This window comes from Amycolatopsis thailandensis, assembly GCF_002234405.1.
GTDB classification, from domain to species: domain Bacteria; phylum Actinomycetota; class Actinomycetes; order Mycobacteriales; family Pseudonocardiaceae; genus Amycolatopsis; species Amycolatopsis thailandensis.
Genome location: NZ_NMQT01000066.1, coordinates 55,632 through 81,761, shown reverse-complemented (window position 1 = coordinate 81,761; position 26,130 = coordinate 55,632). Strand labels below are relative to the sequence as shown.

The 26,130-nt window shown below is 68.9% G+C and carries 24 protein-coding genes, 2 tRNA genes and 1 pseudogene; 15 read left to right on the top strand and 12 right to left on the bottom strand.

The genetic code is table 11. The annotated features are described in order from the left end of the window. Positions 1-177 precede the first annotated feature (177 nt). From CFP71_RS19150 to CFP71_RS19130, 5 genes are all read right to left on the bottom strand, one after another. Positions 178-429 carry a putative acetyltransferase gene (locus CFP71_RS19150; RefSeq protein ID WP_093935231.1) on the bottom strand — a complete coding sequence of 84 codons (252 nt, stop codon included), beginning with the start codon at positions 427-429 and terminating at the stop codon, positions 178-180. Beyond that, entirely contained in the window at positions 426-665 is a 240-nt protein-coding gene (locus tag CFP71_RS19145; RefSeq protein WP_093935230.1) for a glutaredoxin family protein, read from the bottom strand. The genes CFP71_RS19150 and CFP71_RS19145 overlap by 4 nt, the downstream gene beginning before the upstream one ends. A 2-nt stretch (positions 666-667) precedes the next feature. Then, entirely contained in the window at positions 668-3,556 is a 2,889-nt protein-coding gene (locus tag CFP71_RS19140) for an ATP-binding protein (protein ID WP_093935229.1), read from the bottom strand. An 89-nt stretch (positions 3,557-3,645) separates the two neighbouring features. Beyond that, the gene (locus CFP71_RS19135) at positions 3,646-3,840 is read right to left on the bottom strand and encodes a hypothetical protein (RefSeq protein ID WP_093935228.1); all 195 of its coding nucleotides are present in this window, start codon (positions 3,838-3,840) and stop codon (positions 3,646-3,648) included. 14 nt (positions 3,841-3,854) lie between these two features. Next, a complete protein-coding gene (locus tag CFP71_RS19130; RefSeq protein WP_244199736.1) occupies positions 3,855-6,731 on the bottom strand; it encodes a type 2 lanthipeptide synthetase LanM family protein in 2,877 nt (958 codons plus the stop codon). Positions 6,732-7,050: 319 nt separating this feature from the next. On the opposite strand from CFP71_RS19130, the gene CFP71_RS19125 reads away from it, so the two are divergent. The 8 genes and pseudogenes from CFP71_RS19125 to CFP71_RS45350 all read left to right on the top strand — a co-directional run bounded on the left by CFP71_RS19125 (position 7,051) and on the right by CFP71_RS45350 (position 13,338). Next, on the top strand, positions 7,051-7,269 hold the full coding sequence (locus CFP71_RS19125) for a hypothetical protein (RefSeq protein WP_093935226.1): 219 nt from the start codon (positions 7,051-7,053) through the stop codon (positions 7,267-7,269). Positions 7,270-7,472: 203 nt separating this feature from the next. Beyond that, positions 7,473-7,544, top strand: a tRNA-Arg gene (locus CFP71_RS19120). Between the two features lie 4 nt (positions 7,545-7,548). Then, positions 7,549-7,620 (top strand) — tRNA-Glu (locus CFP71_RS19115). A gap of 22 nt (positions 7,621-7,642) precedes the next feature. Continuing rightward, positions 7,643-9,838, top strand: coding sequence for a hypothetical protein (locus CFP71_RS19110; protein ID WP_093935237.1), 2,196 nt, complete (start codon positions 7,643-7,645; stop codon positions 9,836-9,838). After that, positions 9,835-10,704, top strand: a complete 870-nt coding sequence (locus CFP71_RS19105) for a PfkB family carbohydrate kinase (protein WP_093935236.1) — start codon at positions 9,835-9,837, stop codon at positions 10,702-10,704. Before CFP71_RS19110 ends, CFP71_RS19105 begins: the two co-directional genes overlap by 4 nt. 61 nt (positions 10,705-10,765) lie before the next feature. Beyond that, positions 10,766-12,001, top strand: coding sequence for an acetyl-CoA hydrolase/transferase family protein (locus tag CFP71_RS19100; RefSeq protein ID WP_093935225.1), 1,236 nt, complete (start codon positions 10,766-10,768; stop codon positions 11,999-12,001). 573 nt (positions 12,002-12,574) lie between these two features. Beyond that, a pseudogene (locus tag CFP71_RS45600) lies at positions 12,575-12,772 on the top strand (class I SAM-dependent methyltransferase); the annotation flags it as partial. A gap of 443 nt (positions 12,773-13,215) precedes the next feature. Then, positions 13,216-13,338 carry a hypothetical protein gene (locus CFP71_RS45350; protein ID WP_279629230.1) on the top strand — a complete coding sequence of 41 codons (123 nt, stop codon included), beginning with the start codon at positions 13,216-13,218 and terminating at the stop codon, positions 13,336-13,338. 5 nt (positions 13,339-13,343) lie between these two features. On the opposite strand, the gene CFP71_RS19085 is transcribed toward CFP71_RS45350, so the two are convergent. Further along, positions 13,344-14,060 (bottom strand): hypothetical protein, encoded by a 717-nt coding sequence (locus CFP71_RS19085; RefSeq protein ID WP_244199735.1) that lies wholly within the window; start codon positions 14,058-14,060, stop codon positions 13,344-13,346. 241 nt (positions 14,061-14,301) lie between these two features. Here CFP71_RS19085 and CFP71_RS19080 point away from each other — a divergent pair, with 241 nt between their 5' ends. The 3 genes from CFP71_RS19080 (at position 14,302) to CFP71_RS19070 (ending at position 16,826) form a co-directional block, all read left to right on the top strand. Beyond that, positions 14,302-15,267 (top strand): alpha/beta fold hydrolase, encoded by a 966-nt coding sequence (locus CFP71_RS19080; protein ID WP_093935223.1) that lies wholly within the window; start codon positions 14,302-14,304, stop codon positions 15,265-15,267. A 241-nt stretch (positions 15,268-15,508) separates the two neighbouring features. Continuing rightward, the gene (locus CFP71_RS19075; protein WP_093935222.1) at positions 15,509-16,054 is read left to right on the top strand and encodes a DUF4232 domain-containing protein; all 546 of its coding nucleotides are present in this window, start codon (positions 15,509-15,511) and stop codon (positions 16,052-16,054) included. 190 nt (positions 16,055-16,244) lie between these two features. Further along, positions 16,245-16,826 carry a hypothetical protein gene (locus CFP71_RS19070; protein WP_093935221.1) on the top strand — a complete coding sequence of 194 codons (582 nt, stop codon included), beginning with the start codon at positions 16,245-16,247 and terminating at the stop codon, positions 16,824-16,826. A 42-nt stretch (positions 16,827-16,868) separates the two neighbouring features. Here CFP71_RS19070 and CFP71_RS19065 read toward each other — a convergent pair whose 3' ends face one another. The 4 genes from CFP71_RS19065 to CFP71_RS19050 all read right to left on the bottom strand — a co-directional run bounded on the left by CFP71_RS19065 (position 16,869) and on the right by CFP71_RS19050 (position 21,305). After that, the gene (locus CFP71_RS19065; RefSeq protein WP_167406184.1) at positions 16,869-17,951 is read right to left on the bottom strand and encodes a serine hydrolase domain-containing protein; all 1,083 of its coding nucleotides are present in this window, start codon (positions 17,949-17,951) and stop codon (positions 16,869-16,871) included. A gap of 270 nt (positions 17,952-18,221) precedes the next feature. Then, entirely contained in the window at positions 18,222-18,704 is a 483-nt protein-coding gene (locus CFP71_RS19060; RefSeq protein WP_093935219.1) for a hypothetical protein, read from the bottom strand. 195 nt (positions 18,705-18,899) lie between these two features. After that, positions 18,900-20,006: a G1 family glutamic endopeptidase gene (locus CFP71_RS19055; protein WP_093935218.1), complete on the bottom strand. Its 1,107-nt coding sequence runs from the start codon at positions 20,004-20,006 to the stop codon at positions 18,900-18,902. Positions 20,007-20,114: 108 nt separating this feature from the next. Beyond that, positions 20,115-21,305 (bottom strand): FAD-dependent oxidoreductase, encoded by a 1,191-nt coding sequence (locus CFP71_RS19050; protein WP_093935217.1) that lies wholly within the window; start codon positions 21,303-21,305, stop codon positions 20,115-20,117. 68 nt (positions 21,306-21,373) lie between these two features. On the opposite strand from CFP71_RS19050, the gene CFP71_RS19045 reads away from it, so the two are divergent. After that, positions 21,374-21,886 carry a MarR family winged helix-turn-helix transcriptional regulator gene (locus tag CFP71_RS19045; protein WP_093935216.1) on the top strand — a complete coding sequence of 171 codons (513 nt, stop codon included), beginning with the start codon at positions 21,374-21,376 and terminating at the stop codon, positions 21,884-21,886. A gap of 316 nt (positions 21,887-22,202) precedes the next feature. On the opposite strand, the gene CFP71_RS43605 is transcribed toward CFP71_RS19045, so the two are convergent. Continuing rightward, positions 22,203-22,445 carry a hypothetical protein gene (locus CFP71_RS43605; RefSeq protein ID WP_143267118.1) on the bottom strand — a complete coding sequence of 81 codons (243 nt, stop codon included), beginning with the start codon at positions 22,443-22,445 and terminating at the stop codon, positions 22,203-22,205. Positions 22,446-22,476: 31 nt separating this feature from the next. On the opposite strand from CFP71_RS43605, the gene CFP71_RS43600 reads away from it, so the two are divergent. Then, positions 22,477-22,746, top strand: coding sequence for a DUF6294 family protein (locus tag CFP71_RS43600; RefSeq protein ID WP_143267117.1), 270 nt, complete (start codon positions 22,477-22,479; stop codon positions 22,744-22,746). A 236-nt stretch (positions 22,747-22,982) separates the two neighbouring features. On the opposite strand, the gene CFP71_RS19035 is transcribed toward CFP71_RS43600, so the two are convergent. Further along, positions 22,983-23,711, bottom strand: coding sequence for an SDR family NAD(P)-dependent oxidoreductase (locus CFP71_RS19035; protein ID WP_093935214.1), 729 nt, complete (start codon positions 23,709-23,711; stop codon positions 22,983-22,985). A gap of 70 nt (positions 23,712-23,781) precedes the next feature. Between CFP71_RS19035 and CFP71_RS19030 the strand changes: the two genes are divergently transcribed. Next, positions 23,782-24,645: a LysR family transcriptional regulator gene (locus CFP71_RS19030; RefSeq protein ID WP_093935213.1), complete on the top strand. Its 864-nt coding sequence runs from the start codon at positions 23,782-23,784 to the stop codon at positions 24,643-24,645. A 143-nt stretch (positions 24,646-24,788) separates the two neighbouring features. After that, positions 24,789-26,129 carry an MFS transporter gene (locus CFP71_RS19025; protein WP_244199734.1) on the top strand — a complete coding sequence of 447 codons (1,341 nt, stop codon included), beginning with the start codon at positions 24,789-24,791 and terminating at the stop codon, positions 26,127-26,129. Position 26,130: the final 1 nt, after the last annotated feature.

The window sequence follows — 26,130 nt, the reverse complement described above, 5'->3', positions numbered from 1 at the left end:
AGGGGGCCTTCATGTACTTGCAAGCGGGCACGACCACCTGGACCGGCCTGGTCACCGGGGCCCGAAGGCGCGACTCGCGTGATCCGGGACGTGACTCGCGTGATCAGAGACGGAACTCGCGTGATCAGAGGCCGCACACTCGAGTGCGGCCTCCAGTCACGTGAGTTCCGTCCCGGATCACGAGCCGCGAGACCCGCCGGACCCGCGAGACCCGCCGGGCCCGCGAGACCCGCGCGGAGCCGGAGGAGGCGGGACCGGCTTCGCCAGCACGATGTCCGCGAGCCGGATCGTCGCGAGACCGCGTCTGGTCTCCACCGTGCACTCCTCGTCGTCGCGGGAGCGCAGGTAGCCGAGCGCGTCGGTGAACCCGCCTTCGATCCGGTACCGCACGACGACCCTCGTGCCGACCGGGACGTCCGGAAGGGTCACCGGTTCAGGTGCGCGGTGAGCTCGTCGTCGCTCGGTTCGACCAGGTGGGTGCCGTCCGGCCAGACGATGGTCGGGATCCGCCGTTCACCGTTCTGCAGCGCTCGCACGGTCTCTTCGGCGCCGGTGTCCGCTTCGACGTCGACGTAGGCGTATTCGACGCCCTTCGCGTCCAGCAAGGCACGGCTGCGTTTGACGTCGGGGCACCAGCCGGCGCCGTACACGGTGAGGTCGCTCATGATCACAGCATGCCAGGTCGCGGTCCGGCGGCGCGTTCGGCGAGGGCCGAACGGTCGGCGAGACCGGTCTTGGCCAGCAGGCTCGCGACGTGTTTCTCGACCGTCCTGGGGGAGATGTGCAGCCTGGTGCCGATGTCCTTGTTGCCCATCCGCTCGGCGAGCAGCACCAGCACCTCGTATTCGCGCACGGTGACGCCGGCCGCGCGCAGGTCGCCGGGGACCCGGTCGACACCGGCGCGGCGCTGGCGGACGGGCGCGCCGAGCTTCCGGAGGAGGCTCCGGCACGCCCCCGCTACCGCCTGGATGTCCCTGCTGTGGAAGTACTCCTCGGCTTCTTTGAGCCAGCCCGCCGGATCACCCCAGCCGTCGGCGGCGGCCCGTTCGGCGATCAGCCGGAGCCCGAGGTGCCTGGCCAGGGGATAGGGCGCCGACGTCTCGAGCGCGGCGGCCACGGCCTTTCCGGCTTCCGCCGTGTCGCCTCGCCTGCCGTGCTTGACGGCGTGCGCGAACTCGACGAACTGCCTGTTCCAGCGCATCCCGCTGACGGCGGACCCGTCCGCGGGGCAGTCGGCGCCGCCGAGCGTGTCGACGAGTGTTCTGAGCCCGTGTTGACCGGCGAGGTGGAACCGGCTCGGCCGACGGCCCTCCAGTTCGATCACCTGGCCGAGTTCGCGGCGTGCCCGGTCGAGGTCCTCCTCCAGCAGGGAACAGAAGACCCGCGCGAGCCCGATGCTCAGCACCATTTCCTGTGCGGTCTCGCCGCCGCTCTCCCGGAAGTCTTCGAGGGCCTGTTCCATCGCCGGACGGTCCGCCCGGTGCCCGGCCGACATCGCCCTGGTCATATGCGCGTACTGCAGCAACGCGGTCAGCCGGAGCCTGCCGAGCACGGCGAGGTTTTCTTCCAGCAGCGCGTGCGCGGTCTCGAACTCGCAGCGCAGGATCGCGTGCATGGTGCGCACGGAATCGACCGCGCAGTGCAGCGTGATCGAGCCGGTCCGCTGGGCGTCCGCGCGGGCGAGCAGCAGGGTCTGCTCGTCGCCGTTCATCAGCACGCGGTGCCCACCGAGCCGGACCAGCGCCTGGGTGCGGAGGTGGTGCAGGTGGTTGTCCTCGGCGGTCCGTCGCGCGAGTTGCATGTAGCGCTCCGACTCGATGAGGTCCCGCGGCAGCGCGAGCATGCCGAGTACCTGGAGCGCCTGACAGACGACGAACGGCTGCGCGGTCTCCTCGGCCACTTTCCACGCCTGACGCGCGAGCCGTTCCGCTTTGCCGGTCCGGCCGGGGACGTCGAGCCAGAGATTCGCTTCGACGGCGTCGAGTGCGGCCTGTTGAGCGGGCGAGATCGCCGAACCGAGGGGAGCGCGGGCGCGTTCGATCTGGCCGAGGCATTCGTCGTGCCGTCCGGCGATGTAGGCGGCCCAAGCCAGCTGGGTGTGCAGTTTGGCGGCCCGTTCGAGCGTCCCGATCTCGCCGAATCCGGCCGAAAGCTCGACGGCGCGGTCGAATTGACCGGTCTGCCCGAGCGCGTACAGCAGGGTTTCCAGCACCTCGGCCCGATCACCCGCGTCGGCCCCGGCGAGCAGGTCGACGGCCTTGGTGAGCATCGTGACCGCGGAGTCCGCGGCCCCGGCGTCGAGGGCGCGGCGACCGGTTTCCGCGAACAGGTGACCCGCCGCCGGCTCGTCCAGCGCGGTCAGGCGCAGCGACGCGACGAGCGCGCACAGGTCGCCCGGCAAGCCCGGGTAGAGCTTCTCGACGGCGTCGGCGGCTTGACGGGCGAGCTCCGCCTTCCGCGCCGGTGACTGCCGGGTCAGCAGCGCTTCCGCGGTCAGCGGATGCCGGAAGGCGTACCAGCCGGGTGTCGTCTCGTCGGTGGTCACCAGGTTCGCCGAGACCGCGGCGCTGAGGTGGTTGTGCAGGGTCCGGTCGTTCGTTCCGGTGACGGTCTGCACCACCGACAGGGGGAAGCGGCGGCCGATGATCGCGGCGACCGACAGCAGTTCGCCGGCTTGCTCGCCCAGCTGCTCCATCCGGACGCCGATGCTGGTGATCAGCGCGGCGGGTACCCGCGCGCGGAGTTCGCCGATGACGCGCCAGCCGTCCCGGCTCTCGACCAGCAGACCGTCGTTCACCATGCCGTGGAGCAGTTCCTCGACGATGAAGGGAAGGCCCGCGCTGTTGCGCCACAACAGCTCCGCCGCGGGGGCCGGTAGATACTCCGGCTCGGTCTCCAGACAGGCCGCGGCGAGGGCACGGGTGTCGGCCAGGCCGAGCCTGTCGAGTTCGAGGACGGCGCAGCTCATCCGCTGGGCACCGGAGGTCGCCAGCCGGAGGGCGTCGGAGGGCTCGTTGCGGAGCGTGCCGACGAACAGGGTCTGCGCCGCGGCCAGGTTGTCGACGAGGTATTCGAGGATGAACAGCGTCTCGGCGTCGGCGTCCTGGAGGTCGTCGAGGACCAGGAGCGCGCCGCGGTCGCGGCTGGTGACGGCCAGCAGCCGGAACACCGCTTCGGCCAGCACCATCAGGGAGCCTGATTCGCGTGGCCGGTCGCCCTGGGTCCAGTCGGGGATGAGCTGGGCGAGCACGGGGACGAACGGGTCGAGTTCGGCCGCCTCGGGCGGGCCTCCGCCACGGAAGTGTGACAACAGCGCCTGGGTCAGCGGCCGGAACGGGACCAGCGGGCCGATCGAGCTGGCCCGGCCCTGGAGGACCGGGATGTCGGCGGCGACGGCTCGCGAAGCGGCTTCGACGGCGAGCCGGGACTTGCCGATACCGCCTTCGCCCACGAGGAAGATCGCGCCGCCGCGACCCGCGATGGCGCGATCGAGAGCTCCGGAGAGCTCGGCCAGTTCGGCGTCACGGCCGATCATCCGCGATGAACGGATTCCCACCGCCGTGACTATAGCGAGCGGACCACCGCGTCACGACGAAAAGTCGATCACGAAGGCGGGCGGCGCGTGCCCGCCCTCGTGATCGTCTCTCAGATCCAGCCGCCGGTGAAGACGCTCACGACGGACGGTGATCCGGGATCGCCGGACAGCGTGGCGAGCGGGTTGGCGCTCAGCCGCGGCTTGCTGCCCGCCAGCGCGTGGTTGCGCGAGCCGACCTCGAGGGCGCGCGGCAGGTTCACGGCGCCGAGGGCGTCTTCGGTGGCGGGCAGGTCTCTTTCGTACATGCGGTCTCTTCTCCTCATACTCGGTTTACCGGCGGGATGACGGTGGCCGCGGGATGCGGCCGGTCGGGGCGGAGCAGGAGCGCGGACGGGACCCGGTCGCCGAATCCCAGCCGCAGCAGGCCGTAGCCGATGCCCGCCAGGCCGCTCAGCAACCCCGGCGCGGGGATAGCACCGGGCGTCCCGCAGCGCGCGCCGCGCTGGTCGATGGCGGCGAGCAGGTGACCGGTCCGGCGACGCACCGCGGCGGCGGCGCCAGTGTGCCCGTTCTCGGCCAGCACGCACAACACTTCCAGCACTCCGGACTCGCCGTGGCAGAGACTGAGATCCTTCAGCGGTGCCCCGTCGGTCAGCTGTTTGATCGTCCGGTCCAGGTCCCTCGAATGACCGGGCTCCGGCAGGTGGGCGGCCTGACCGAGCGCGGCGCCGGACAGGCCGTCGCACCAGCCGCCGATATTTTCCGCCCGATCGTCCGCCTTTCCGGGCGGTTCTTCGCCGGTCCGGCGGTGTGCCCGCAGGACCCAGTCGACCCCGGCGGAACCGCGGGCGAAACCCGTCCCCTGTGGATGTTCGCGGTCGAGCAGCTGCCCGGTGTAGCGGTCCGCCTTCGTGAGCGCCGCCTCCAGTCCTGTTTGGACATACACCGAGCGCATCGACGCGACACCGCCCGCCAGCCCGGTCGTGAAACCGGACGGCGTCCCGGCGGTGGCGTCGGGCATCAGGTCGACGGCCTGTTCGATCAGGTCGCCGGCGGGAAGACCGACCAGCGTGCTGAGCCGGGCGATCGTGTACGCGACACCACCGAGCCCGAGAAGACCGCCGCAGCCGGCCGTGGCGGCCAGCTCGGGGTCGGCCCGGAGAGTGGCGAAGAGGCTGGGGAGCGGGCTGATCGCGTACGCGGCCAGATCGCGGTAGCGGGCGATCCCGGTCAGCTCGGCGAGCTGGGCGAGGAACAGCGCGACACCGCAGTAGCCCTCGCCGAGTCCCGCGCCCATCGGCAGCACGGTCCAGTAGCGGTCGTCGACGAGTTCGATCCCGAGCCAATTGGAGCGGTGCTCGTCGGAGAAGGCGTTGGCGACGATGTGATCGGCGATCCCGCAGGCGGTGACCAGCAGCCGTTCGGCGTCGGGCGCCTGGTTCGGCACCGCGGTCTCCGCCGTCTCGCCGCCGTGATGCCCGGCGGTCGCCGTGCTGATGGCGAGGGTGGCGGAGATCAGCCATTCCTGGTCGCGCTGGTCGAGCGGGTCCATGTCGGCGACCTTCGCCAGCACGGTGTCCAGCGACGGCCGGTCGACCACACCTTCGACACTGTCGCCGCGTGAGTCCAGCAGCGACGTCGAGCCGGGGTTCGAGGTGAACATCGGCACGTCGCCCGCCCACAGGTCGGCCCGCTCGTGCGGCACGAGCCGCAACAGCTTGTCCTCGCCCGCGGAGTCCTCTTCGAGCAGGTCGAACGCGTGGTCGCGGTCGGCGGCGTCGCGCAGGAGGTCGGGATGGGTGGTCTCGTCCAGCAGCCGGAAGTAGAAGTTCGTCGGCCGGATGAGCACCCGGATGGGATCTCCGGCGCAGCGCCGGAGGTGCTCGGCGAGCTCGTCCCGCGCGGTGGAGATCGCGTCGTAGCCGAGCCGGAATCCGGCCAGCAGCGCCGCGCTGTGCTCGGCGGGGGTGACGTCGCGGCCGTCGAGGCGGGGGAGGTTGTTCCCGCCCGCGAGTTCGCCGGGTACGCGGACCAGCCGCATCCTGTCGGTGCCGGGATCGGCCCAATCGACCCGGTCGGTGGGCAGTTTCCCGCCGCGGCCGGCGAGCCCGGAGATGTCGACGGCGCCGTGCTCACCGGCGAAGAGCTGGGGGAGCAGCAGGGTGCGCTGGACCGATCGCGCGAGCATCGCCGCCGCGGGGTCGCCCTCCGGCGGATCGGGTGGCGACGGCTGGAACAGCGTCTCGATGTCGATCAGCACCGGCTGGTCGCCGCAGGCGATGATGTTCTCGTAGTGGACGTCGGTGGCGTCGAGCGCGTGAAGGAGCGCCAGGAGGATGCCCTGACGGCGGTAGAAACGGTCGACGTCGGCGATATCGGCGCACGGCCGGTGCTCGACGAACCGGAGCCAGCCGTACCCGTCGCGCGGCAGTGCGTCAGCGGTCCGCAGTTCGAGGCCGGGCAGCCGCTTGTTCAGCTGGTCGACGACGTCGGTGAACCGTTCGTGCAGGATCAGCGGCCGCGGTTTGTAAATCACTTTCGCGCCGCTGGAGAAGCGGAGCAGCCTGACCGACCGTCCTCGTGCGTGCGAGTCGCCGATTCCGCCCGCCACCTCGACGAGCGTGCCGAGTTCGCCGTCCGCGACCGAACAGGGCAGCGCGGCGGCGTCGGCGGAGAAGCGGGTCAGCGTTTCGGCGTGGGCTTCGGCGGCGTGAAGGCAGGCTTGAGCGAGGAGCCGGGCCAGAACCGGGTACTCGCTGAACAGCCTGGCGAGTCCGTCCGGGGTGGCTTGCCGGCGCGTGAAGTCCGAGAAGCGCTCCTCGGGTGTCTCACCCTGGAGGCTCCCGGCCTTGCGCGCGCGGTGGAGTTCGAGGACCAGCGTGCGGACCGAGAGGTTGAGCAGATGCTGGTCGAGTTGAGCCGCGAAACCCCGGCGGAGTGCTCCGACGTCGGCGCCGGCGAGATCGTCGGGGACCGCGGTACGGCAGGCGGCCTCGACGAACGACCTGAAGACCCCGGCGAACTCGACACGCCAGTCACCGACTGGGGGGCGCTCCGGCAGAAGCGTGGTGACAGCGTGTTCGGCGAAGTCCGCCCATGCGGGCTTGTCCGCCTTCCGTTCGCGCGGGGTCTGGCCGTGCACCCACCACTTCAGCAGCAGGGACGTCGCCGATGTCTGGGGCGTCACGCCACTCATGGTTTCAGCTCGGCGGGGCACGCACATGGGGGCGATACCCCCACATTCACCGCACGCACGAAGATGCCCGGAGAGTGACGACCGGTGCGGGCCGCGCCGGAATATGGGGTCTCGGCACCCATGCGCGGGGACCGGTCCCTGACCGACCATGGTCGGGTGGCGCGGCGGTCGCAGGGGGAGCGCCGTGAGGGGCGCGGGCCGGTTTTCTGGGGGTCCGGCCCGCGCCGCCTGAAGCGCCGGGTCCGCGACGTGCGCGGGACCGGTTACCGGATGGCCGCCGTTGGCCTTGGTCCAGTGCCCCCCGGGCAGGACGGTCACGGTGCCGTCCGGTGTCCAGCGCAGCGCCTGCCAGGGGACCCCGGTGCCGCTGATCCCGGTGGCCGAGCCGGAGCCGGCGCCCGCGGGAAGGGGCAACGTGGTGATCCGGGGTGACCTGTACCTCGTAGGCCGAGCCAACCCGGCAGGCACCGCGAGCCGGGTCGCCGCGCCGTCGGAGCTCCAGCGCACAGGGATCGAGGATTCGACGGTGGTGCTGTAAGCGCCGACCATGGCGCCACCGAGCAGAAGGACTGAGAAAACCAGCACAGCGGGAACTTTCTCGATAATCCATTGTGGACATAAAAACCAAGCGTCCACGATGGACTGTCGTCGAGAGGCCGCGGCAAACGGAGCGGCACACGGGTTCCCGCTGCGGATATCGGGGTGACGGGGGCTCGCGGGCTGGCTAGTATCGGCGGTGATCATGGAGTGGATCAGCGGCAGATCGCCCGGCTTCGGACCGGGAGGGCGCGGGTTCGAGTCCCGCCTCCATGTTCATCCTGGAGTAGTTCAGCGGTAGAGCACCCGGCTCTCAACCGGGAAGGCGCGAGTTCGAATCTCGCCTCCAGGTCTCGATGGACAAGGGGAGACCGGTGAACCAGGGGCAGTTCGGTTACGCGTACGACCAGTTGCGTCGCGCGCTGCGGCACGCGGGCACCGATTCGGCGCGGGCGGACGGCTGGCGCGCCGTGCTCGACGGGATGGCCGACGGCACGCTGACCGTCGGCTCCCGCACCCCGGTCGCCGACACTCCGGCCTGGGTGACGCTCGAAGTACTGCACGGCGGGTTCGCCAGCGGCCGGTACCTCGCCGAGGAGCCCTTGCGCGAAGACGAGATCGAGCTGGTCCGCGCATTGCCCGACGGCGCGCCGGGCACGACCGACCGGGAACGGCTGAACCTGCACTACCTGACCGACGAGGGGCAGGCCGTGCTCCTAGGCGCTCTCGCGGCCGGGGCGTACCGCGTCGAAATCCCGGAGCACGCGGCGCTGATGACGGTCGCGTGGCTGCTCGCGCACGACCACCACGCGGCCGCGCTCGACCTCGTCGCCGCGGTGCGCCCGCTCATGCACCGGCTGCGGTTGACGCCGGTCTTCGGCGATCCGTCCGTTCCCGCCGGTTCCGTCGTCAAGCTCCAGTCCGTCGAGCAGGTCAAGACCTCCTTGCGCGCGATCACGACACCGTCCGCGATCGACACGATGCGCACCAGGCTGCGGGAGCGGCCGCTGTACGACCGGCTCGTCGAGCTCTGGTGCGAAACCGTGGAAGGTGAACTGCCCACGCTGCGCGAGGGCGGCACCGTCACAGGCGGCTGGCCGTGCCGTGTCTGGCCCGCGGATTGGAGTGCGCGCCGGACGGCGTTGCTCGCCGAAACCGAAGGCGTGACGGCACATCCCCGCGCGAACTTCGCCAGGCTGCGGACGGCGTTGGCCGCGTGCGAGACGGACAGCCGTTCGCTGACCGCGCGGGACGTCGGCTGGGTGCGCCGCGCGCTCGCCAACACCATCGGCAAGCACGGCGCGCCCGGTTCCGAGCGGCGGAAGACGTTGCGGGAGGCGGAGCTGTCCGTGGTGGAACGGCCGACCCGGGCCGAGCTCGCGGAAGCGGTCGCCGTCCGTCTCGACGCCTACCCCGACGATGGCGGTGTCCCGTCGGTCGAACCGATCACCGAGGACGTCGACGGCTGGAGTGTTCCGGACGGCGTCGTCGTGAAAGTGACCAGGGCGTGGGAAGCCCCAGTCGAGGAGCTGGTCGCGCGGGACGTGATCACCTCCGGCGAGGTGCTCGCCACCGTGCTGCCGCAGATCACCGCGTCCTTGCTCGCCGCGAACATCGAAGATCCGGCGCTGTCGGCGTTGTACGCCCGGACGTACGCCGCCTTCCGGCGCCGCCGCGGTCTGTTGCTGCTGGATCTCGCGACCCAGGTCGGCTTCACCGAGTTGCCGTGGGTGGCCGCGCTGGAGCCGCTGCGGGCACACCGGCGTGACACCGCCGAGGCCGCGCGGGAGACCCTCGCCCGGACCACGATGCTCGCGCTGACCGCGTTCCCGCATGCGATCCTGCCGAACCCGCTGGTGAGCGAATTCGGCGCGCTCGCCAAGCAGGCCGGCTTGCGGATGCCGTTGGTCGAGGAAGTCGCGGCGGACATCTTCATGGGTGCCTTCACCACGAAGTTCCGCGACGCCGCGGTGATCGCGAGCCGGGTCATGGCGGGCTCACTGTACGCGCGGTACTACGACCTGCCCGAGGCCTGGTCCGAAGAGACCACGACCCGATGGGGCCGCAAGACCGCGGCCGATTTCGCGAAGGTGTGCAAGGAAAGGGCGGCGGAGGCACATCGCGGCCGCGTGTCCGGCGTGGCCGCGAACGGCACCGTCCTGGAGCAGGGACAGATCGTCACCACGCACAACCTGGCCGTGCTGGCCGACGGGCTGGAACTGTGGGATCCGCTGATGGTGCTCGCGCCCGGCCTCGCCGCGCGGTCGCTCGGCTGGGCACTGCGCCGTGCCGCCGTGCCGGCCACCGATCGGCACGCCGCGTTGACGGCGGTCAAGAACGCGGCGTACGCGTGGCGGCAGGGGATCTTCTTCCTCAGCTTCTGTGACACGGAGAAGCAGTGGAGCGTCGTCGAGGAACTGCGCCCGCAGCTGGCGGGAACCGATCTCGGCCCGGCCGTGGACGGGCTCGCCGCCGTCGTCGCGGGATATCGGTTCGACACCGACGGAACGGTCCACAATGGACGACGCTGGCTCGGCTGGGGCGGCGGCCAGTGGGTGGGCGTGCGGTGACCGGGCGGTTGATTCACACCGGACAGGTGGTGCTGGACCTGGTCATGCGGGTTCCGGAACTGCCGGTGCCCGGCGGCGACGTCATGGCGTCCTCGATGGACTTCCTGCCGGGCGGAGGGTTCAACGTGATGGCGGCGGCCGCCAGAGCGGGCGCGAACGTCCTCTACGCCGGCCTGCACGGCACCGGTGGCTTCGCCGACCTCGTCCGGGCGGCGATGACCGCCGAAGGCATCACGCTCGCGCACGCGCCGTCCGCCGAGGGTGGCACCGGGATCGTCGTGGCGATGGTGCGGGACGACGGCGAGCGCACGTTCGTCACCGGACCCGGCGCCGAAGGCCGGATGCCGCCCGGCCTGCTCGACGCCATCACGCCGACGGGCCAGGACGTCGTCTACGTCACCGGGTACAGCCTGTTGCACGAGACGAACGCGAAAGCGCTCCTCGAATGGCTGCCGCGCACGGGCGAGGCCACCGTGCTGTTCGATCCCGGACCGCTCGCCGGGAAGATCCCCGCCGCCGAGCTGGCGGCGGTGCTGGCGCACGTGGACATCCTGAGCTGTAGCGCCACGGAAGCGAAGATCGTGGAGACCTCGGACGTCGAGGTGCTCATCGTGCGGGAGGGATCCGCCGGATGCCGGGTCGTCCACGGTGGCCACAACGTCACCGTGCCCGGGTTCCCGGTGACCACCGTGGACACGAACGGGGCGGGAGACGCGCATTGCGGGGTGCTGGCCGCTGAATTGATGGCCGGGACCGGACTGCTCGAAGCCGCGCGCCGGGCGAACGCCGCCGCCGCGATCGCGGTCACCAGGCACGGTCCGGCCACTTCGCCCACCAGGTCCGAATTGGACGCCTTTCTCGGATGAGTGCCTGTGGGCTGGGACAACATCCGGAGCCGTCGCGCGGTTCCTCGGGCATGATCGGCTCATGCGCGTGTTGTCGGAAAGTCAGCTCGGTTCCGTCCTGGCGGGCATTCCCGCGTCGCGGCCGCGGGTGGTGGTGAGCGGGAATTTCGCCACACCCATGGCTGCACTGAAGGTGCTGGACGCCGCGCTGGCCGAGTACCGGTTGTTCGCGTTGAACGCGCAGGCCGGGATGCCGGACCGCCCCGGTGTGCTGCTGGAGACGCCGTTCGTGGGCGCGGGAATGCGCGGACGCCCCGGGCTGCGGTACTTCCCGTCCCGGCTGTCGCTGGTGCCGCAGCTGCTCAAGAACTCGCTGCCGCCGGACGTCGTCCTGCTGCACACCTCTGTTCCGGTCGACGGCGTGGTGTCGCTGGGCACGGAGGTGAACATCCTGCCCGCGGCCGTCGAGGCGGTGCGGGCTCGCGGGGGACTGGTCGTCGCGCAGATCAACCCCGAGATGCCGTTCACCTACGGCGACGGCGTGCTGCCTGTCGACGAGATCGACTACGCGATCGAAGTGACCGAGCCGCTCCTGTCGCCGGTCCCGCGGCCGGTGGGCGACACGGCGCGGACCATCGGCGAGCGGGTGGCCGGGTTGGTCGCGGACGGCGCGACCCTGCAACTGGGGATCGGCGGGATCCCGGACGCGACCCTGGCGGCGGTGACCGGACGGCGTGGACTCGCGATCTGGTCGGAGATGTTCAGCGACGGCGTGCTGGCGCTGGACCGCGCCGGAGCCCTCGATCCGGCGGAACCGGTGACGGCGTCGTTCGTGTTCGGCAGTGCCGAGCTGTACCGCTGGCTCGACCGCAATCCGCGGATTCGCCTGCTGCGCACGGAAAAGACGAACGACCCGGCCGTGATCGCCCGGCAGCGCGGTCTGGTCTCGGTGAACAGCGCCCTCGAAGTGGACCTGTTCGCGCAGGCCAACGCGAGCCGTGTCCGAGGGGCGATCTATTCGGGATTCGGTGGCCAGACCGACTTCGTGGTCGGGGCGCTGCATTCACCCGGTGGACGGGCGATCATCGCGCTGCCGTCCTGGCATCCGAAAGCCGACGTTTCGACGGTGGTGCCTCGGCTGGCCGGGCCGGTGACGTCGTTCCAGCACAGTTTCCTGGTCAGTGAACACGGTGTCGCGACCATCTGGGGCAACGACGCGAGCGAGCAGGCGCGGCAGATCGTCGACCACGTCGCGCATCCGGCGGCCCGGGAAGAACTCGTGACGCGAGGCAGGGAACTGGGGTTCACGCTTCCGTAGGGTGAATCCGGCCCGGAATACCGGAACCCGGTAGAGGGACACGACCGTGTCCCTCTACCGGGTCGCAAACACGGAGGGGCCGACCCGCGCCAACAGACCGGCCCCCGTCAAACCCTGTGCCTAGAGCGTCAGACCAGCCAGCCGAGCACGTGAGCCAGGTGCGCGAGCAGACCCGAGATCAGGTCGTGGCCGTGGTGCACGTGCTGGGTGAACATCTGCATTGAGGGGCTCCTTGTTCGGATTTCGTGTTCGGTTGTTGCTCTCGCGAGGAGCGATCGGAGATTTTCACCAGGTTGGCAGCCTGTCAAAAAACGATTTCCCGCGCCGATGGCTGGGCGTGAATCTTCCCACGATAAACACGTAAGTCTTTCGTGTTTTGCGCGAGGGGTGCATTTCTTGGGTGGTGACACTGTGGGTAGTGAGCTCGAGGTGAGCCGATGTGGACGCCGAGCCTCCGCTACGGCAACTGGGCGGGAGGGTCACACGAAACGGTGATCCACTCGCCACGAATGGTGAGTCGGTGAGAATCACCGATACGGGTGACGGGACCAGGGGCGGAACGGAGGGGGCCGGATGTCTTGGAACGGCTGGGAAGGCGAGATCTGGGCTCGGTACGCCGATCGGTACAACGCGATGGCGGAAGGGTTCAACGAGGCGTTGTTCGCCGCGGCCGCGATCGGCGCGGGGCGCAGACGCCCAGGTGCACCTGTTCCCGAGGCCGGTTTCGACGTGGCGGTCAGCCGATCCGCGCTCATGCTCTTCGCGGATCTCGCCGCAGGCTTCGGCAACATCGCCCGGAGTCTCCGGCCCGGCGGGCGGCTGGTCTTCATCTGCACTCAGGGACCGGATCCAGGCAGCGACTCGGGTTTCGACGAACTGTTGAGGGGTGAGGCAAATGTGGCGTGTTGTGTCGCTCGCCCGCACGTCGGCCTCGGGTGTCGCGAAAGCCACCTTCGAGACATCAGGTGTCCTGAAAGTGGCTTTCGTGACACCTCCGGGCCTCCGTCACCCACGACGACCGCACGCCCCGAGGTGAAGGGGACTTTCCCCTCATGCGACGCGGGGAAAGTCCCCTTCACCCCGGTCGTCACCCTCGAGCGCCGGTCCGTGAAGGCCTCCTTGAAGGACCCAGAATCCCTCAAGGAGGCCTTCACGGACCTGACACCCGACAGGACACCTTTGCCCTACCCCTCAATAAGCGTCGTCTCAACGGTGTGGATCAGCACGTCGTCGACCTGCTGCGCGGTGAGATCCAAACCGGTCTCCGGCAGTTCGAATCCTCCGCCGGAGTCCGGCTCAGCCGCACCGACCGGCTGGTCGCGGCATCGAGGAGGTAGCCGCTTCAGCCGCCGATCCGCGATGAGGGGTGGATGGGGGCGCCTGATTCGTAGAGTTCCAGGGGGAGGGTGCTGACTGCCCGGGTCGTGGGGTCGAGGTAGCGGCAGGAAATACCGGGCACATGGATCCACTGGCCGACGATCGACGACCCGGACGGCCGTCGCCGAGTGGAGTCGAAGGCCAAGCGCACGTGCTCGGGCATGTCGCAGGCGTCGTACTCGGTGCTGTTCTGATGCCGCAGCACCGACTCGACATGGTCGCGGATGATCGGTCCGGCGGTGAGGTCCGCCTTGTAGGAGAGGGTGCCCTGTTCGTTGCGGCCGTCGGATATCCCGGTGCCTTGGAACTTGATGTCGCGCAGGACGTAATCGTACTTTTCGCCGAGGTAGGTGACCGTGCAGGTCAGCGTGGTGGTGCGGCCGGGGTTGAGCGCCGGGCAGGACGAGCGCGCGCCTGGGTCGACGCGGTTGGCGAAGCGGGTCACTTTTTCGAGTGCTTCCCAGGCGATCCGCTCTCGCAGGGGCGCGGAGTCCGCGGGTTTGGGCGGCAGCCCACTCAGGTCCGGCTCGGGGTACTTCGCCGGGATCGTGCCGTGGCGCAGCGACGAGAGGTCGACCGTCGGTGTCGTGCTCGTGGGTGCCGCACTCGACGTCGACGGCGACGGAGTTGCGGGCGGGGGAGCGGCGGGGGTGCTGCTGCACGCGGCGGTGAGCAAGAGCAAGGCCGCTCCTGCCGACGTTCGAACACCGGCCGAGCGTGCCGGCCGCGGCAGACCCCCGCCGAGGGCGGCGGCTTTCACACCGGTACGAGTCACGCCGGTCGTCTCCGATCTCGCCGATTCGATGACCAGGTCCCCCGGCCTCGTTCGGGAGGGAAGTCAACACGGGAAAAAGTCGCGGCGGCACGTGAGAAATGCCCACGGTGGTAGGGCCTGCCCCAGCGGAACGACGGGGGAATCCCCGATGGTCTTCCTCTCGGCGGGCCGCCAGGCTGGCCGAATGCCGATTCCTCCCTCTCGCCGTGAATTTATGAAGATGAGCGCCGTGGCCGCCGCCGGTGTGGCGTCCGTCGGTATCGGGGGCACCGCGTCCGCGGCCGAGTCGCCGCGGATCACGCCGCTGCGGATTCCCACTCCCGCCGGCACCTTCGACGCTGTCGCCTCGGGGCCGAGGCATGGCCGGAAAGTGCTTTTGTTGCATGGCTTCCCTGAATTCGGCATCGAGTGGGAGCATCAGTTGCGCGCGCTCGCCGCTGCCGGTTACCGGGCGGTGGCGCCAGACCAGCGGGGTTACTCACCGGGCGTGCGCCCCGCCGGGATCGAGAACTATCGCTTGGACCATGCCGTCGGGGACGTCCGCGCGATGGCCGACGCACTGGGCTGGCGCAGATTCGATCTGGTCGGACACGACTGGGGTGCCGCGGTCGCGTGGGTCGCCGCGGCGAGATACGCACGCCGGGTGCGGTCGTTGACCGCCGTTTCCGTACCGCATCTCGGCGCTTTCGCCGAGGCGCTGCGAACCGATCCCGCCCAGCGGAAGGCATCCGAGTACATGGATCGCTTCCGGCAACCGGCTCCGATACCGGAGGACTGGATTCTCGCGTCGGGGCCGCCGAAGCTGCCGGGCGTCGCACCGGAAAAGTGCGCGGAATACTTCCGGCGGCTTTCCCAGCCAGGTGCCTTGACCGCCGCTCTGAACTGGTACCGGGCCAACGATTTCGAAGGCTACGGGCAGCGGGTCGGGGTGCCGACATTGTTTCTGGCGAGCACGAAGGACCCCATGGTCGCACCTTCGGGTATCCAAGCGACGAAGAACTGGGTTTCCGGGCGATACCGGCTGGAAATCCTCGAAGGGATCGGGCACAACATCCCCGAGGAAGCCGCCGAGGCCACCACGAGGTTGCTTCTGGAACACCTCGATTCGGTGTGAGGACGGTGCGGTCGAAGCCGTCACCTCCCGCCAGGCCACCCGCGATGGTTTTTCGCGCCCGTCATCGTTACGACGTATGAGCTCCGTCGAGGTTGCTTCTTCTTGATCAATCTCACCTCGGCGCATGTCCCGGTCGTGAGGTGGGCAATTTCGGTGGCGAGAGCGATCGAGGTCGGCACGATGTCACGGATCGCCGCCGGGATCGGAACGTCCGCCCGGGTGTGGCAGAAGGGGAAGACCGATGACCACTCGCACGAATATCCGCCGCGGCATGACGGTCCTGTTCGTCGCCGGAGCGGCAGCCGGGGCCACGGCGCTGACCGCCGGTACCGCGGGCGCGATGCCCACGGACTTCCACTGCACGTCGGGTCAGATCACCAGCCGGCTGGTGTACGGCGGGGCGGGTGCCGGCGGCCGGGACGCGGCAATCGAGTTCACCGCGAAGCCGGGCGAGACCTGCACACTGCCCGGCTCGCTGCCTCTCGACCTCGTCGGGGCCCGCGACGTGGTGTTGTCCTCCGACGCCGCGCCGGACGCTCCGTCGGTCGAGATCAGTGACGGTTCCTCGGCTTACATTCCGTTGCACTGGAGCGCGATCGGCTCGACCGGAGGCCAGGAGACACCGCTGGCCATCACGGTCACCGCGCCCCAGGAAACCAGTCCGCGCGGTGACACCAGTGACCCGCGGATCACGCTGCCGTGGAACCTCGGCGCGGTCAACGCCGCGCCCGAGAGTCACACCATCCGCACCGGGGCGACGACGGCGGGCGCCGCGCCCACCGTCTGACCCTCGTTCCGCCTCGACCCCGCGCGGCCACCTGGACGTTCCTGACGACGACCTGGCCGACTCGCGCGCCGGCTCGGCGAACGCATGACCGGCTGACCTCTCACCCGCCTCACCCCTCGATATTCCCATGCGGGAGGTCACTAGCATCGCGGATGTACGATCGGCTGCTGATGACAGGACAGACAATGCGATGAGCGGGCGAACCGAATCCCAGAATATCGGATATCGCGTCTCGGCGACCTTCGATCTGGACGCCAGATTTCCCGGACAGGTCTTTCGAAATGACGTCGGAGAATCACTGTTCTGCGAATTCGACGCGGTTCTGACGCCTGACTTCTGGCCTGCCCTCAGCGCTATGGCCCGGTGGCACGACGATGACCATGTCGACCTTCTGGTGCTTCCCGATGGTGATGAGCTAACGGAGTGCACGGCGGTCTCGTTGCCGGTCGAGGCGAGCGAGGACGACTACTGGGCCTCTATCGGTTTCGAGCCGGACGGCGACGCGCTGGGATCGATCGCGATCGCCGCGAAGGTCGTCGCGGTGACCGGACGTTCCGGAAAATGGGGATGCTGGGGTGAACGGGATCCCGAAATAGCGGTATTCCGGGGATTTCCGAGCGATGCTGCGCGGGACGAATGGCGCGACCGGTTCGGACCTTTCCTGGAAACGCGGGGAGCCTTGCGGTCGTATCTTCCACCGACGTTCGCCGGTCGGATCGTCCCGGACGAGTACGCCGCGAGCCTGACCTCCAACTACGGCGCTGTCGGGTGAACCACCTGGCTGGGGCGCCAGGTGGTTCACCTCCGGACGACGTCAGCAGAAGACTTCGTTGAGCAGCTTGACGAACGCCGGATTGGGGTCGCCTCCGGCCGGCGCGCTCGTGATCGAGAGTTCCAGCCGTTTGTGGGTGTCCGGCGTGGTCAGCAGCTGCGACGAGTACCCGGGGATGCCGCCACCGTGGCCCCATACCTTGGTGCCGCACGGCAGGGTCTGCACCTGGAGGCCGAGGCCGTACTCCGGGCTGACCGCGGTGGTCTTGGCGATCTCCTGCTGCTGCGCGGGCTTGAGCAACCTGCCACTGGCCAGCGCCACGCCGAACGTGTCCAGGTCACGGGTTGTGGAGATGATCTCGCCGGCCGCCCACGCGACCGACGGGTTGAGGCGGGTGATGTCGTTCGGCTTGCCTGCCACGGTCACGTAGCCGTGGGCGTGCGGGCCGTGGATGTCGACGTCGTCGCCGGGAACCTCGGTGTCGTCGAGGTGCAACGGCTTCAGGATCCGCTGCTGGACCGCCTTCTCGTACGGCCTGCCGGTCAGTTTCTCCACCAGCAGACCCGCGACCACGTAGTTGGTGTTGGAGTAGCTCCATCGGGTGCCGGGGTCGAAGTCGAGCGGCTTGCCGGTGGAGATCTTCAGCATTTCCTGCGGCGTCCAGTGCTTGTAGCGGATCTGCTCGAACTCGTCCGGGTCGAGCGGCAACGCCTTGGTGTAGTCGTAGAGGCCGCTGGTGTGCTGCATGACCTGGCGCACCGTGATGCGGCCGTCGATCAGACCGGGCAGGTAGCGGACGACCGGCGCGTCCAGGTCGAACTTGCCTTCGCCCTGGAGTTGCAGCAGCACCGTCGAGACGAACGTCTTGGTGATGCTGCCGACGCGGAACCGGCCGTTCTCCGGGACCCGGCGGTTCGAACCCAGTTCGGCCTTGCCGGAGCGCGCGGTGAAGCGTTGGTGGCCATCGGTCACCCTGACTTGCGCGCCGAGCGATCCTCCGCTCGTGGTGATCTGGTCCAGCGCCTCCTGCACGATCTTGCGGTCGGCGCTGGTGTCGGCGAGAGCGGTGCCTGTGGTGGCGATCAGTCCTGCTGTGGTGAGTGCGGCGACAAGCCGGATTCTCATCGAGGGCCGTGACAATTTCCTCTGCATGATAAGAAAATCTCCCCTTAAAGCCCGATGGCTTTCCCCAAGCGGCGGGCCGCCGCCTAGCAGCGACGCTAGCGTTCGGTGATCACCACTCGCATTACCGGAAATCACAACCACTCGAACAGAGCAGATCGCCCGATACCGGATGATCCGTTCAGCGCGTTCTTCTACGCCGTCTGCGGTCGTCTTCCATCGCCGAATCCCTGGTTGAGCGGGTACCGCTCAACCAGGGATTCCCGCGTGATCTCAACGCCGGTAGTGGACCTCGCCACGCAGCGCCGGTGCGGTGGGACTGGCGCAGCGCTGTTCGAAGGTCGCGTCGAGGGCGGTGAGTCCTTCGGCGCCACGTTCGATGCGGCTGATCGTGAACGTCGAATAGTCGTCCGAGCAGCCCAGACCGGTGGCGATCGCGAGGATGCGGGCGCCCCCTGCGTGCTCGTACGAGCCGACTTGCAGCGGGCCGGTCGAGGCACTGAAGTCGAGCCGGAAGTAGTACGAGCCGTTGTCGCCATCGGCGTCCACGCGCAGGATGTCACCGACCTCGCGGATCACCACCTCGTGCTCGGGCGAGGCGACCCAGTACCCGCTTTTCCCATCGACCGGGAAGGCGCCCTGTTCGGCGGCGAAGTCGATACTCGCGATCGGCTCGTCGGCGGCTGCGACAGGCGCGAACACGCCCGTCAGACCTACGGCGACGGCGAGCGTGGTGAAGGCATGACGGAGCTTCATGATTCTCCTCGGGTGAACGCCGCCCCCAGTAGGCGGACACCACTGATCGTGCCGGAGGTTTCCGTCACCCCGCACGAGTAGAACTACTCAGCCCGGTGGAGCAGATTCCTACCGCGAGCTGTCCCAGGTCGCTATGCGCGGCCGGGCGCTCGGAAGAGAGCCCGGCCGCTGACCGGCCTTTCGACGACGGCTAGGTCATCCCCGCGGGCTTTCGACCACGCCGCATCGAGCCCAGTGCTCGGTGAAGTTACTGGCGCTCACCTCGAGCGGGTCCGGGTTGGACAACCGCTGGTTGCCGATCCCCGGTGAGAGCATGATCTGCTGATCCGGTCGCTGGACGGACAGCCTCGCGTCTTCGGCGTCATGGATCTTGGCGGTCGCCGCGCGGAAGCGGACGTCCGAGTGGTTCATGTACTGGGTCAGCAACTCCCGATTGCCGCTGACGTAAGTGAGTCGCTCGGACACGAAGTACGCGAACGGCTGAAGGTACTCTGTGCCGCCGCCGCTGGGATGGGTCCAGAAACCCGAGAAGTTCCGGCCGTTGTCGAGGTCCGAGACGGTCAACGACCAGTTGTAGCGGTCCGCGTAATGCACATCGAGGTAGTAGCGATGTCCTGCGACGTAAGGTACACCGACGTCGACTATGCCCCCGGTGTTCCAAGCTCCGTCGACGAATTCGATGAAGCCACCCGATTCCACGGTTCCGGTGGCCTGGGTGACGTAGACGCCGGCTTGCACCAGGACGGTGTCGTTGGAAACGCCCACCCACTGCGTCATGCTCTCTTCCGAGCACGTCGACGTGTAGTAGTCGGGTGCGGTGATGGAGCTGTGCGCCCCCGCGTATGTCCGGCCCGACGCGGCTGTCGCGCGGTAGCCGCTGTAGTTGGTGGTGTGAGTCGCGGCGTGTACACCCGGCTTGACACAGGGCGGTTTCGGCGTCGCGCGATCGAGCCCGCCCGCCACCTTCTCCCAGTCCGCGCGTGTGAGCTCACCGGGCGCGACGGCATCGGATTCCGGTCGCGCAGGCAATCCGACCTTCGCCAATCGGGCGGCGGACGCGGTCGCCGGGTCGAACGTCGGACCCGGTACGACCTGGTCCACCAGCAGCCCGTTGGGCATCCGGAAGGAATGGTGCCGGTCGCCGTCCGCGTCCGTGGTGGTCGCGAGTGCCTCGGCGCACAGCTTCGCCGGGGTGCTCGCTCTCGACGCGCTCGGCGCTGCCGCGTAGCCGGAGGCGGGCGCGGCCCCGGCGAACAGGACGGCGATCGCAGGAATAACGGCGAAGCGAAGTCGACGTATCACGTGTCCCCCAAAAGTCCTCAGGATCGGTGAATATCGTCTCGAACGATCGCTCACGCCGCGGGGATCGTCTGCGTCATCTGACCTTGACGGAGGGCGTTCGGCGAATCGTCACCTCGCCGTTGCCGCGAGAGGCGGCAACTCGCGGTCGGTCTGAGCGATCCTGGTGAACCTCGCCGTCAAGGGTGCCAGTACCGGTGACATGAGCACTTTGTCGGCCATCCTGCGCAGCGCCAGACCGAGCCGGGTCCGGGGAAAGGCGAACGGTTTGATCCAGCGGGGGAGTTGCTGGACGTCGTCGACGAGTGGCCGCATCCAGGCCTCGTAAGCCGCGAGTCCGGTCGTGAGCGAGCCGGTGCCGGACAGGCACGCGGCGAGGACGTAGCCGCTGACGAGCGCGAGCGAGGCGCCGCCGCCACCCATCGGGGTCACGCACCACGCGGCGTCGCCCGCCAGGCACACCCGCCCGCGGTGCCAGACGGGCATGCGGATCTGGGTGAGGTGGTCGAGATAGACGTCGTCGGAGCCGTCGAATCCGTCCAGGATCCGGGGTGCTTCCCAGCCCACGCCGGAGAAGCGGTCGCGGATCCGGGCCAGTGCCTCGGTACGGTCGAGCCGGGTCGGGTCTTCGGCCTCGGTGCAGGCGAGGATGGCGCGCGTGGTGCCATGCTGGTCCGGGCGCAAGTGGACCTGCCGTCCGCCGACCGTGGTGTACCAGCGCCATCGGCTGTCGTCGTCGGTGGTGCGCGGGATGGTGCCGAAGACCATGGTGATGCCCAGCGCGCGGCTGTCGACCTGGTCCTCGAAGAGCAGTTCCCGAGTGGTGGAGCGGACCCCTTCGGCGATGACCAGCAGGTCGGCGCGCAGGACCCGGCCGGTGTTCGTGGTCACGGTGACCCGGTCGGCCTCTTCCTGGACCGCGGCGACGGTGTCGCCGTAAATGATCTCGACCCCCTCGGGCAGGTGCCGCAGGATCGTCCGGGCGAGGTCGCCGCGCAGGATCTCGAGTTCGGCGGTCGCGCCGTCCGGGACGTCGGAGGGCAGTTCCACGAGCACTTCGCCTGAGGCGTCCACGAAGACAGTGCCGGTCTCTGTCGTGTTCTGCGCTCTCACCGCTTCTGTCAGGCCCATCTTCGCGAGTACTTCGCGGCCGACGCCGCGGACGTCGACGTTCTGTCCACCGTCGCGAAACGCCGTCGCCCGTTCCAGCACGGTCACCTCCCAGCCGGAGCGGCGCAGCCAGAAGGCGGTCGAGAGCCCGGCGATGCTCGCGCCGGACACCACGGCGTGTCGAGTGTTCATTCGAGTTCCCCTGTCGTCGAGGCCATAGTAGCTTTACTGCAAAGCTACTATGGTGCAAAGGAGACCGCATGGCCGATGTCGACCCGTTGACCGAGAGCTGGACGCCGATCCAGATCGAGGTGATGCAGCGGCTTCGGGAATGGGCTGTCGGCTTCGGTGAGCTGCATCGGCATCTGGCAGGCTGGATGCGGCTGCCTGTCTCGGATGCCAATGCCCTGGGCCAGATCACGTGGGCCGCCGAAGCGGGGACGCCGCTCTCGCCGGCGGAGCTGTCCCGGCAGATCGCCATGACCACCGGGGCCACCACGATTCTGCTGAACCGGCTCGAGGACGCCGGTCACGTCCAGCGCAGCCGCGAGAGCAGCGACCGTCGCCGCGTCACCCTGCGCCCGACCCCCGCCGCGCGAGAGCACGCCCGCCGGTTCCTCGTCTTCGCCGGGGCCGAGATCGCTGCCGCGGTCCGCACCGCCGATCCCGAGGAACTCCGTGTCGTCACCAAGTTCCTGTCGAGGATCACCGAGGCGACGGGTGACGCCAACCAGCGCTTGGAACACGGCCCGGCGTCCGACGACACGCCCTGAAGCCAGTCGGATCGGGTTTACCTACCTACTGGTGTGATTAGCGGTCGAGTGAAGCCGGTGTGGTTGACGGGGGAAGATTCCGGCCGTTGATCAAGGTCCAAGACCGGGCATCCCTGGCGACGATGGAGGAATTGGGACGTTCAACGTCCCAATTCCTCCATCGTCGCGCCCTGACAGCCACGGAACCACCACTCTCGCTCAGTTTCAGGCGCAGGTAGGTAAATAGCGGTCCGCTCTACTTGGCCAGAGGAGAGGACGGCCCGGCGTTCCTGCCAGTCGACGTGGTCCGCACCAACGGCGGCCCCCGCGACCGCACCTAAGTGATCGGTTCCGTCACCTCCGGAAAGTTAGTTTCGACTTCCGGTCTTTCACGATCGGCAGGAATTCGACCACCACCGGAGAGAGACACCATGATGACGAAAACGCGCCGGATGGCGACCATTTTGACAATTCTCGTACTCGGGATCGGCAGTGTCTTCGCCGCACCCGCGTCGGCCGGGACCGCGTCGTCCACCACCGCGCAGGCCACGTGCACCGGGTCGGGCTCGTGCTGGTTCACCTGGGGCCCCATCAGAGCGGGGGACTGCACGATGGACGGCGCGAAATGGACGCTGTTTCCGAACGGCAGTGCTTCGTTCGAGGCGAAGATCGTCAGCAGCGACAGCAACGATGCCTGGCTGATGTGGGTGAACCTGCTGGACAGCGCCGGTGTCGTGTTGGGACCCATTCACCACGGCGGTGATCCGAAGTTCGTCAAGGGCACGGTCAAGAACCAGTGGCACTGGTGGTTCGACGCCGGCTCCTTCGACGCCCGGCTGTACGACCGGATCAACAGCATGCGGATGACCAGCCACTGTTGACCATCCGGGCGTGCGTGGTCGGGCCGGACCCCGCACGCCCGGTGAGTCAGATGGGTTCGGGGGCGCGACTCGGATCCCGTTCGGGCACTTTCGCTTCGACACGCTCCATCAGCAGCGCGAACGACATGACCAGCAGCGGGATCACCATCACCATCCACATGATCTTCCTGGTACCCGGATCGGGCGCCGGGCAATCGCTTCCTTCGGTTGTTTCACCCTGGTGCCGACACTGCCCCTTACCAGGGGATGACTTCATCGAGTGAATCCGGGCCGCGGAAGACGCCGGAGGGGCCGTCCACGGGGATCGTCGCGAGGAGGACGGGAACGGCCGCGCCCTCGGCCGTGGTGCGGTGCCCGCGGGGGAACGGCGCCCCGGCGTTCTGGTCCGTCGGCACCATGCCGGGGCTGGCGGCGTTCACCTTGACGCCGTCGGCGCGGAGGGTTTCGGCGTAGAGCAGGGTCAAGGCGTTGAGCGCGGCTTTGGACGAGCTGTAGGCGAGGAATCCTTCGGTAGGCAGCGGAATCTTCGGATCGCTCAGCAGGGTGAGGGACGCGAGGCCGCTCGACAGGTTGACCACACGCGGGTTGGGGGAGCGGCGCAGCAAGGGCAGGCAGGCCGAGATCATCGTGACGACACCGAAAACGTTGACCTCGTACACTTCGCGCAGGTGTGCGGCCGTGAAGTCGGTGGTGCGGAGACCCCATTCGCTGGTGATGCCGGCGTTGTTGACCAGGACGTCGAGTCTGCCGGTCTCGGCCTCGATTTTCCCCACCGCCGCCGCTACAGACGCTTCGTCGGTGACGTCGAGCGGGACGGTCCGGATGCCCGGTCCGGCCGCGCCGTTCTGTCCCGGATCCCGCGCGCCGAGGTAGACGGTGAGCCCGCGCGCGGCCAGCTGCCGGACGATCTCCTGGCCGATGCCTTTGCCGCCGCCGGTGACGAGCGCGACTTCGTGGGGATGCATTCCCCCACCCCAGCCGACCTCGTGCCCGAACAGAAGCACCGATCCGGTGTGCGCGCCCTACCCTGGCGGTATGCCGGATCCGGAGATCCGCGAGCTGCGCTATTTCCGCGCCGTCGCCGAAGACCTGAACATCACCCGCGCGGCCCGGCGTCTCGGCATCGCGCAACCCCCGCTTTCGCGGGCCATCCGCGGGCTCGAACGCCGGATCGGCGCGGAACTGTTCGACCGCGGCGGGCGGCGGCTGGCGCTGACCCCCGCCGGGGAGACCCTTTTCGCCGAGTCGGCCAAGGTCCTCGCTGCCTTGGACGTCGCCGTTCGCCGGACGAGGCGGGCCGGGAACGCGCTGGTGGTGACAGCCAAGCCCGGAGTGGCCACCCGGCTGCTGCACCGCGTCCGCGAACGTTTCCAGGAGGATCCGGCCGCGACGGAGATCCGCGTGGTGGTGAGCGGGTTCGGTGAACAGGCCCAGCTGGTCCGCGACGGACGGGCAGATCTGGCGATCGCCGCCTGCGTGGACGGTGACGGCCTCGAAACCGAACTCCTGGCGACCGAACCGCGCGTCGCCGCGCTCGCCGTCGATCACGAGCTCGCCGGTCGCGACGTGCTCGGCGTCGCCGATCTGATCACCGAGCCCGCTCCGCGCTGGGCGGATTCGCGGATCGTCGACAGCGGCCACTGGCTGGGCCATCCCGATCGCCGGTCCGACGGCCCGGTCGTCCGCGACACCGCCCAGCTGCTGGAGGTCGTCTCCCTCGGACAGGCCGTGGCACTGGTGCCCGCCTCGCTGGCCGCCGTGAACGTCCGCCCGGACGTCGTCTACCGGCCGGTCGGCGATGCGACGCCGTATCGGACCTTGGCGCTCTGGCGCTCGGGGAGCCGGTCGCCCTCGATCGCCAGGTTCCTCAGGATCGCCGCCGAACACGTGCCGGAATAAGGATCGACAGGTCAGCGGCCCTTGCCTGATCGTTCCGCTCCGGTTGGCCGATCGTCCCCGACAGCGTCGGATCCAGGCGGGAACACCGCGTGAACCGTAGTTTGGTGTTTGTCGCACAAAAAGCGCGGTGGGGAGGAAACCTGATGGTGTCGGGGATTGCGAGACCTCAGTCGATGTCGCCGAGACGGGCGCGGTTCGTACGGAACTGGACCGGCAGGCTGGTCGCCTTCGGCGAGTTCATCGACGGCTACGACCTGCTCGTCATCGGCGCCGCCGTCCTGTTCCTCAAGCCGTCGTTCCATCTCACCGCGTTCCAGGTCGGCCTGGTGACCGCGGCGGCCTTCGTGGGTACGGCGCTCGGTCTGGTGGTCTTCGGTGACCTCTCCGACCGATTCGGCCGCCGGGTGATCTTCATGATCAATCTGGTGGTCTTCGTGGTGGCGTCCCTCGCCGCCGCGTTCGTCCAGGACGTGTGGCAATTGGTCGCGGCCAGATTCGTGCTCGGTCTCGCGGTGGGGATGGACATCCCGACCTCGCACGCGTTCCTCACCGAGATCGCGCCCAAAACCCGGCGAGGCCGGATCGCGGGCAGTTTGCCCAACATGATGTGGCTGTCCGGCGCGGTCACCTCGGTGCTGCTCGCGCTGGCGCTTCAGCCGTTGTTCGGAAACGAGACCTGGCGGTGGCTGTTCGGCCTGGCCGCGCTGCCCGCGGCCGCGGTGCTGGTGGCGAGGCAATTCCTGCCGGAGTCACCCCGGTGGCTGAGCGCGCGCGGCCGCGGGGAGGAAGCACAGCGGATCTACGACGCACTCGGGCTGGACCCGCCGAAGCGCGAGGTTTCGGAGAAGCGCAGTTACCGGAGGCTGGTTTCCGGTGGTGCGTGGCGACGGCTGGCGACGGTCACGGCGTTCTTCGCCATCCAGGCTTTCGGTGGCGCGGTCGCGACGGTCGCGGGACCGCTGATCATCAGCAGTACCGGCATCGGGGTCTCCAACACCCTGTACTTCTCCCTGCTGGGTTTCGTGGTGGGCCTGGTCGCCGTCGTGGCGGGCGCCGCGATCATCGACCGGGTAGACCGACGACGGTTGGGCGTGTGGACGTGTCTCGGCGTGTTCGCCGCCGGGGTGGGCATCGCGTTCACCGGCGAGCGGGCAGGCGTCGGCCTGGTCGCGTTCTGGGTCGTGTACGCCATGCTGACCTGGCTCGGCCCTGGCGTGTTGTCCTGGGTGTGGAGCACCGAAGCCTTCCCCACCTCGCTGCGTGGCCTCGGATCCGGGATCGCGCAGTGCGTGACCCGGCTCGCGATCGCGCTCAACGTGTTCTTGGCGCCCATGCTGGCGCAGAAGTACGGCATCACGATCGTCGCGTGGTACGCCTGCGCGTTCTTGGTCAGCGCCGTGATCGTGCTGGTGTCGCCGTGGCTGGCCACCACCGGTGTCGAGCTCGAAGAGACCAACGGTGTCGAGTCCGGAAAGCCGGTGTGAA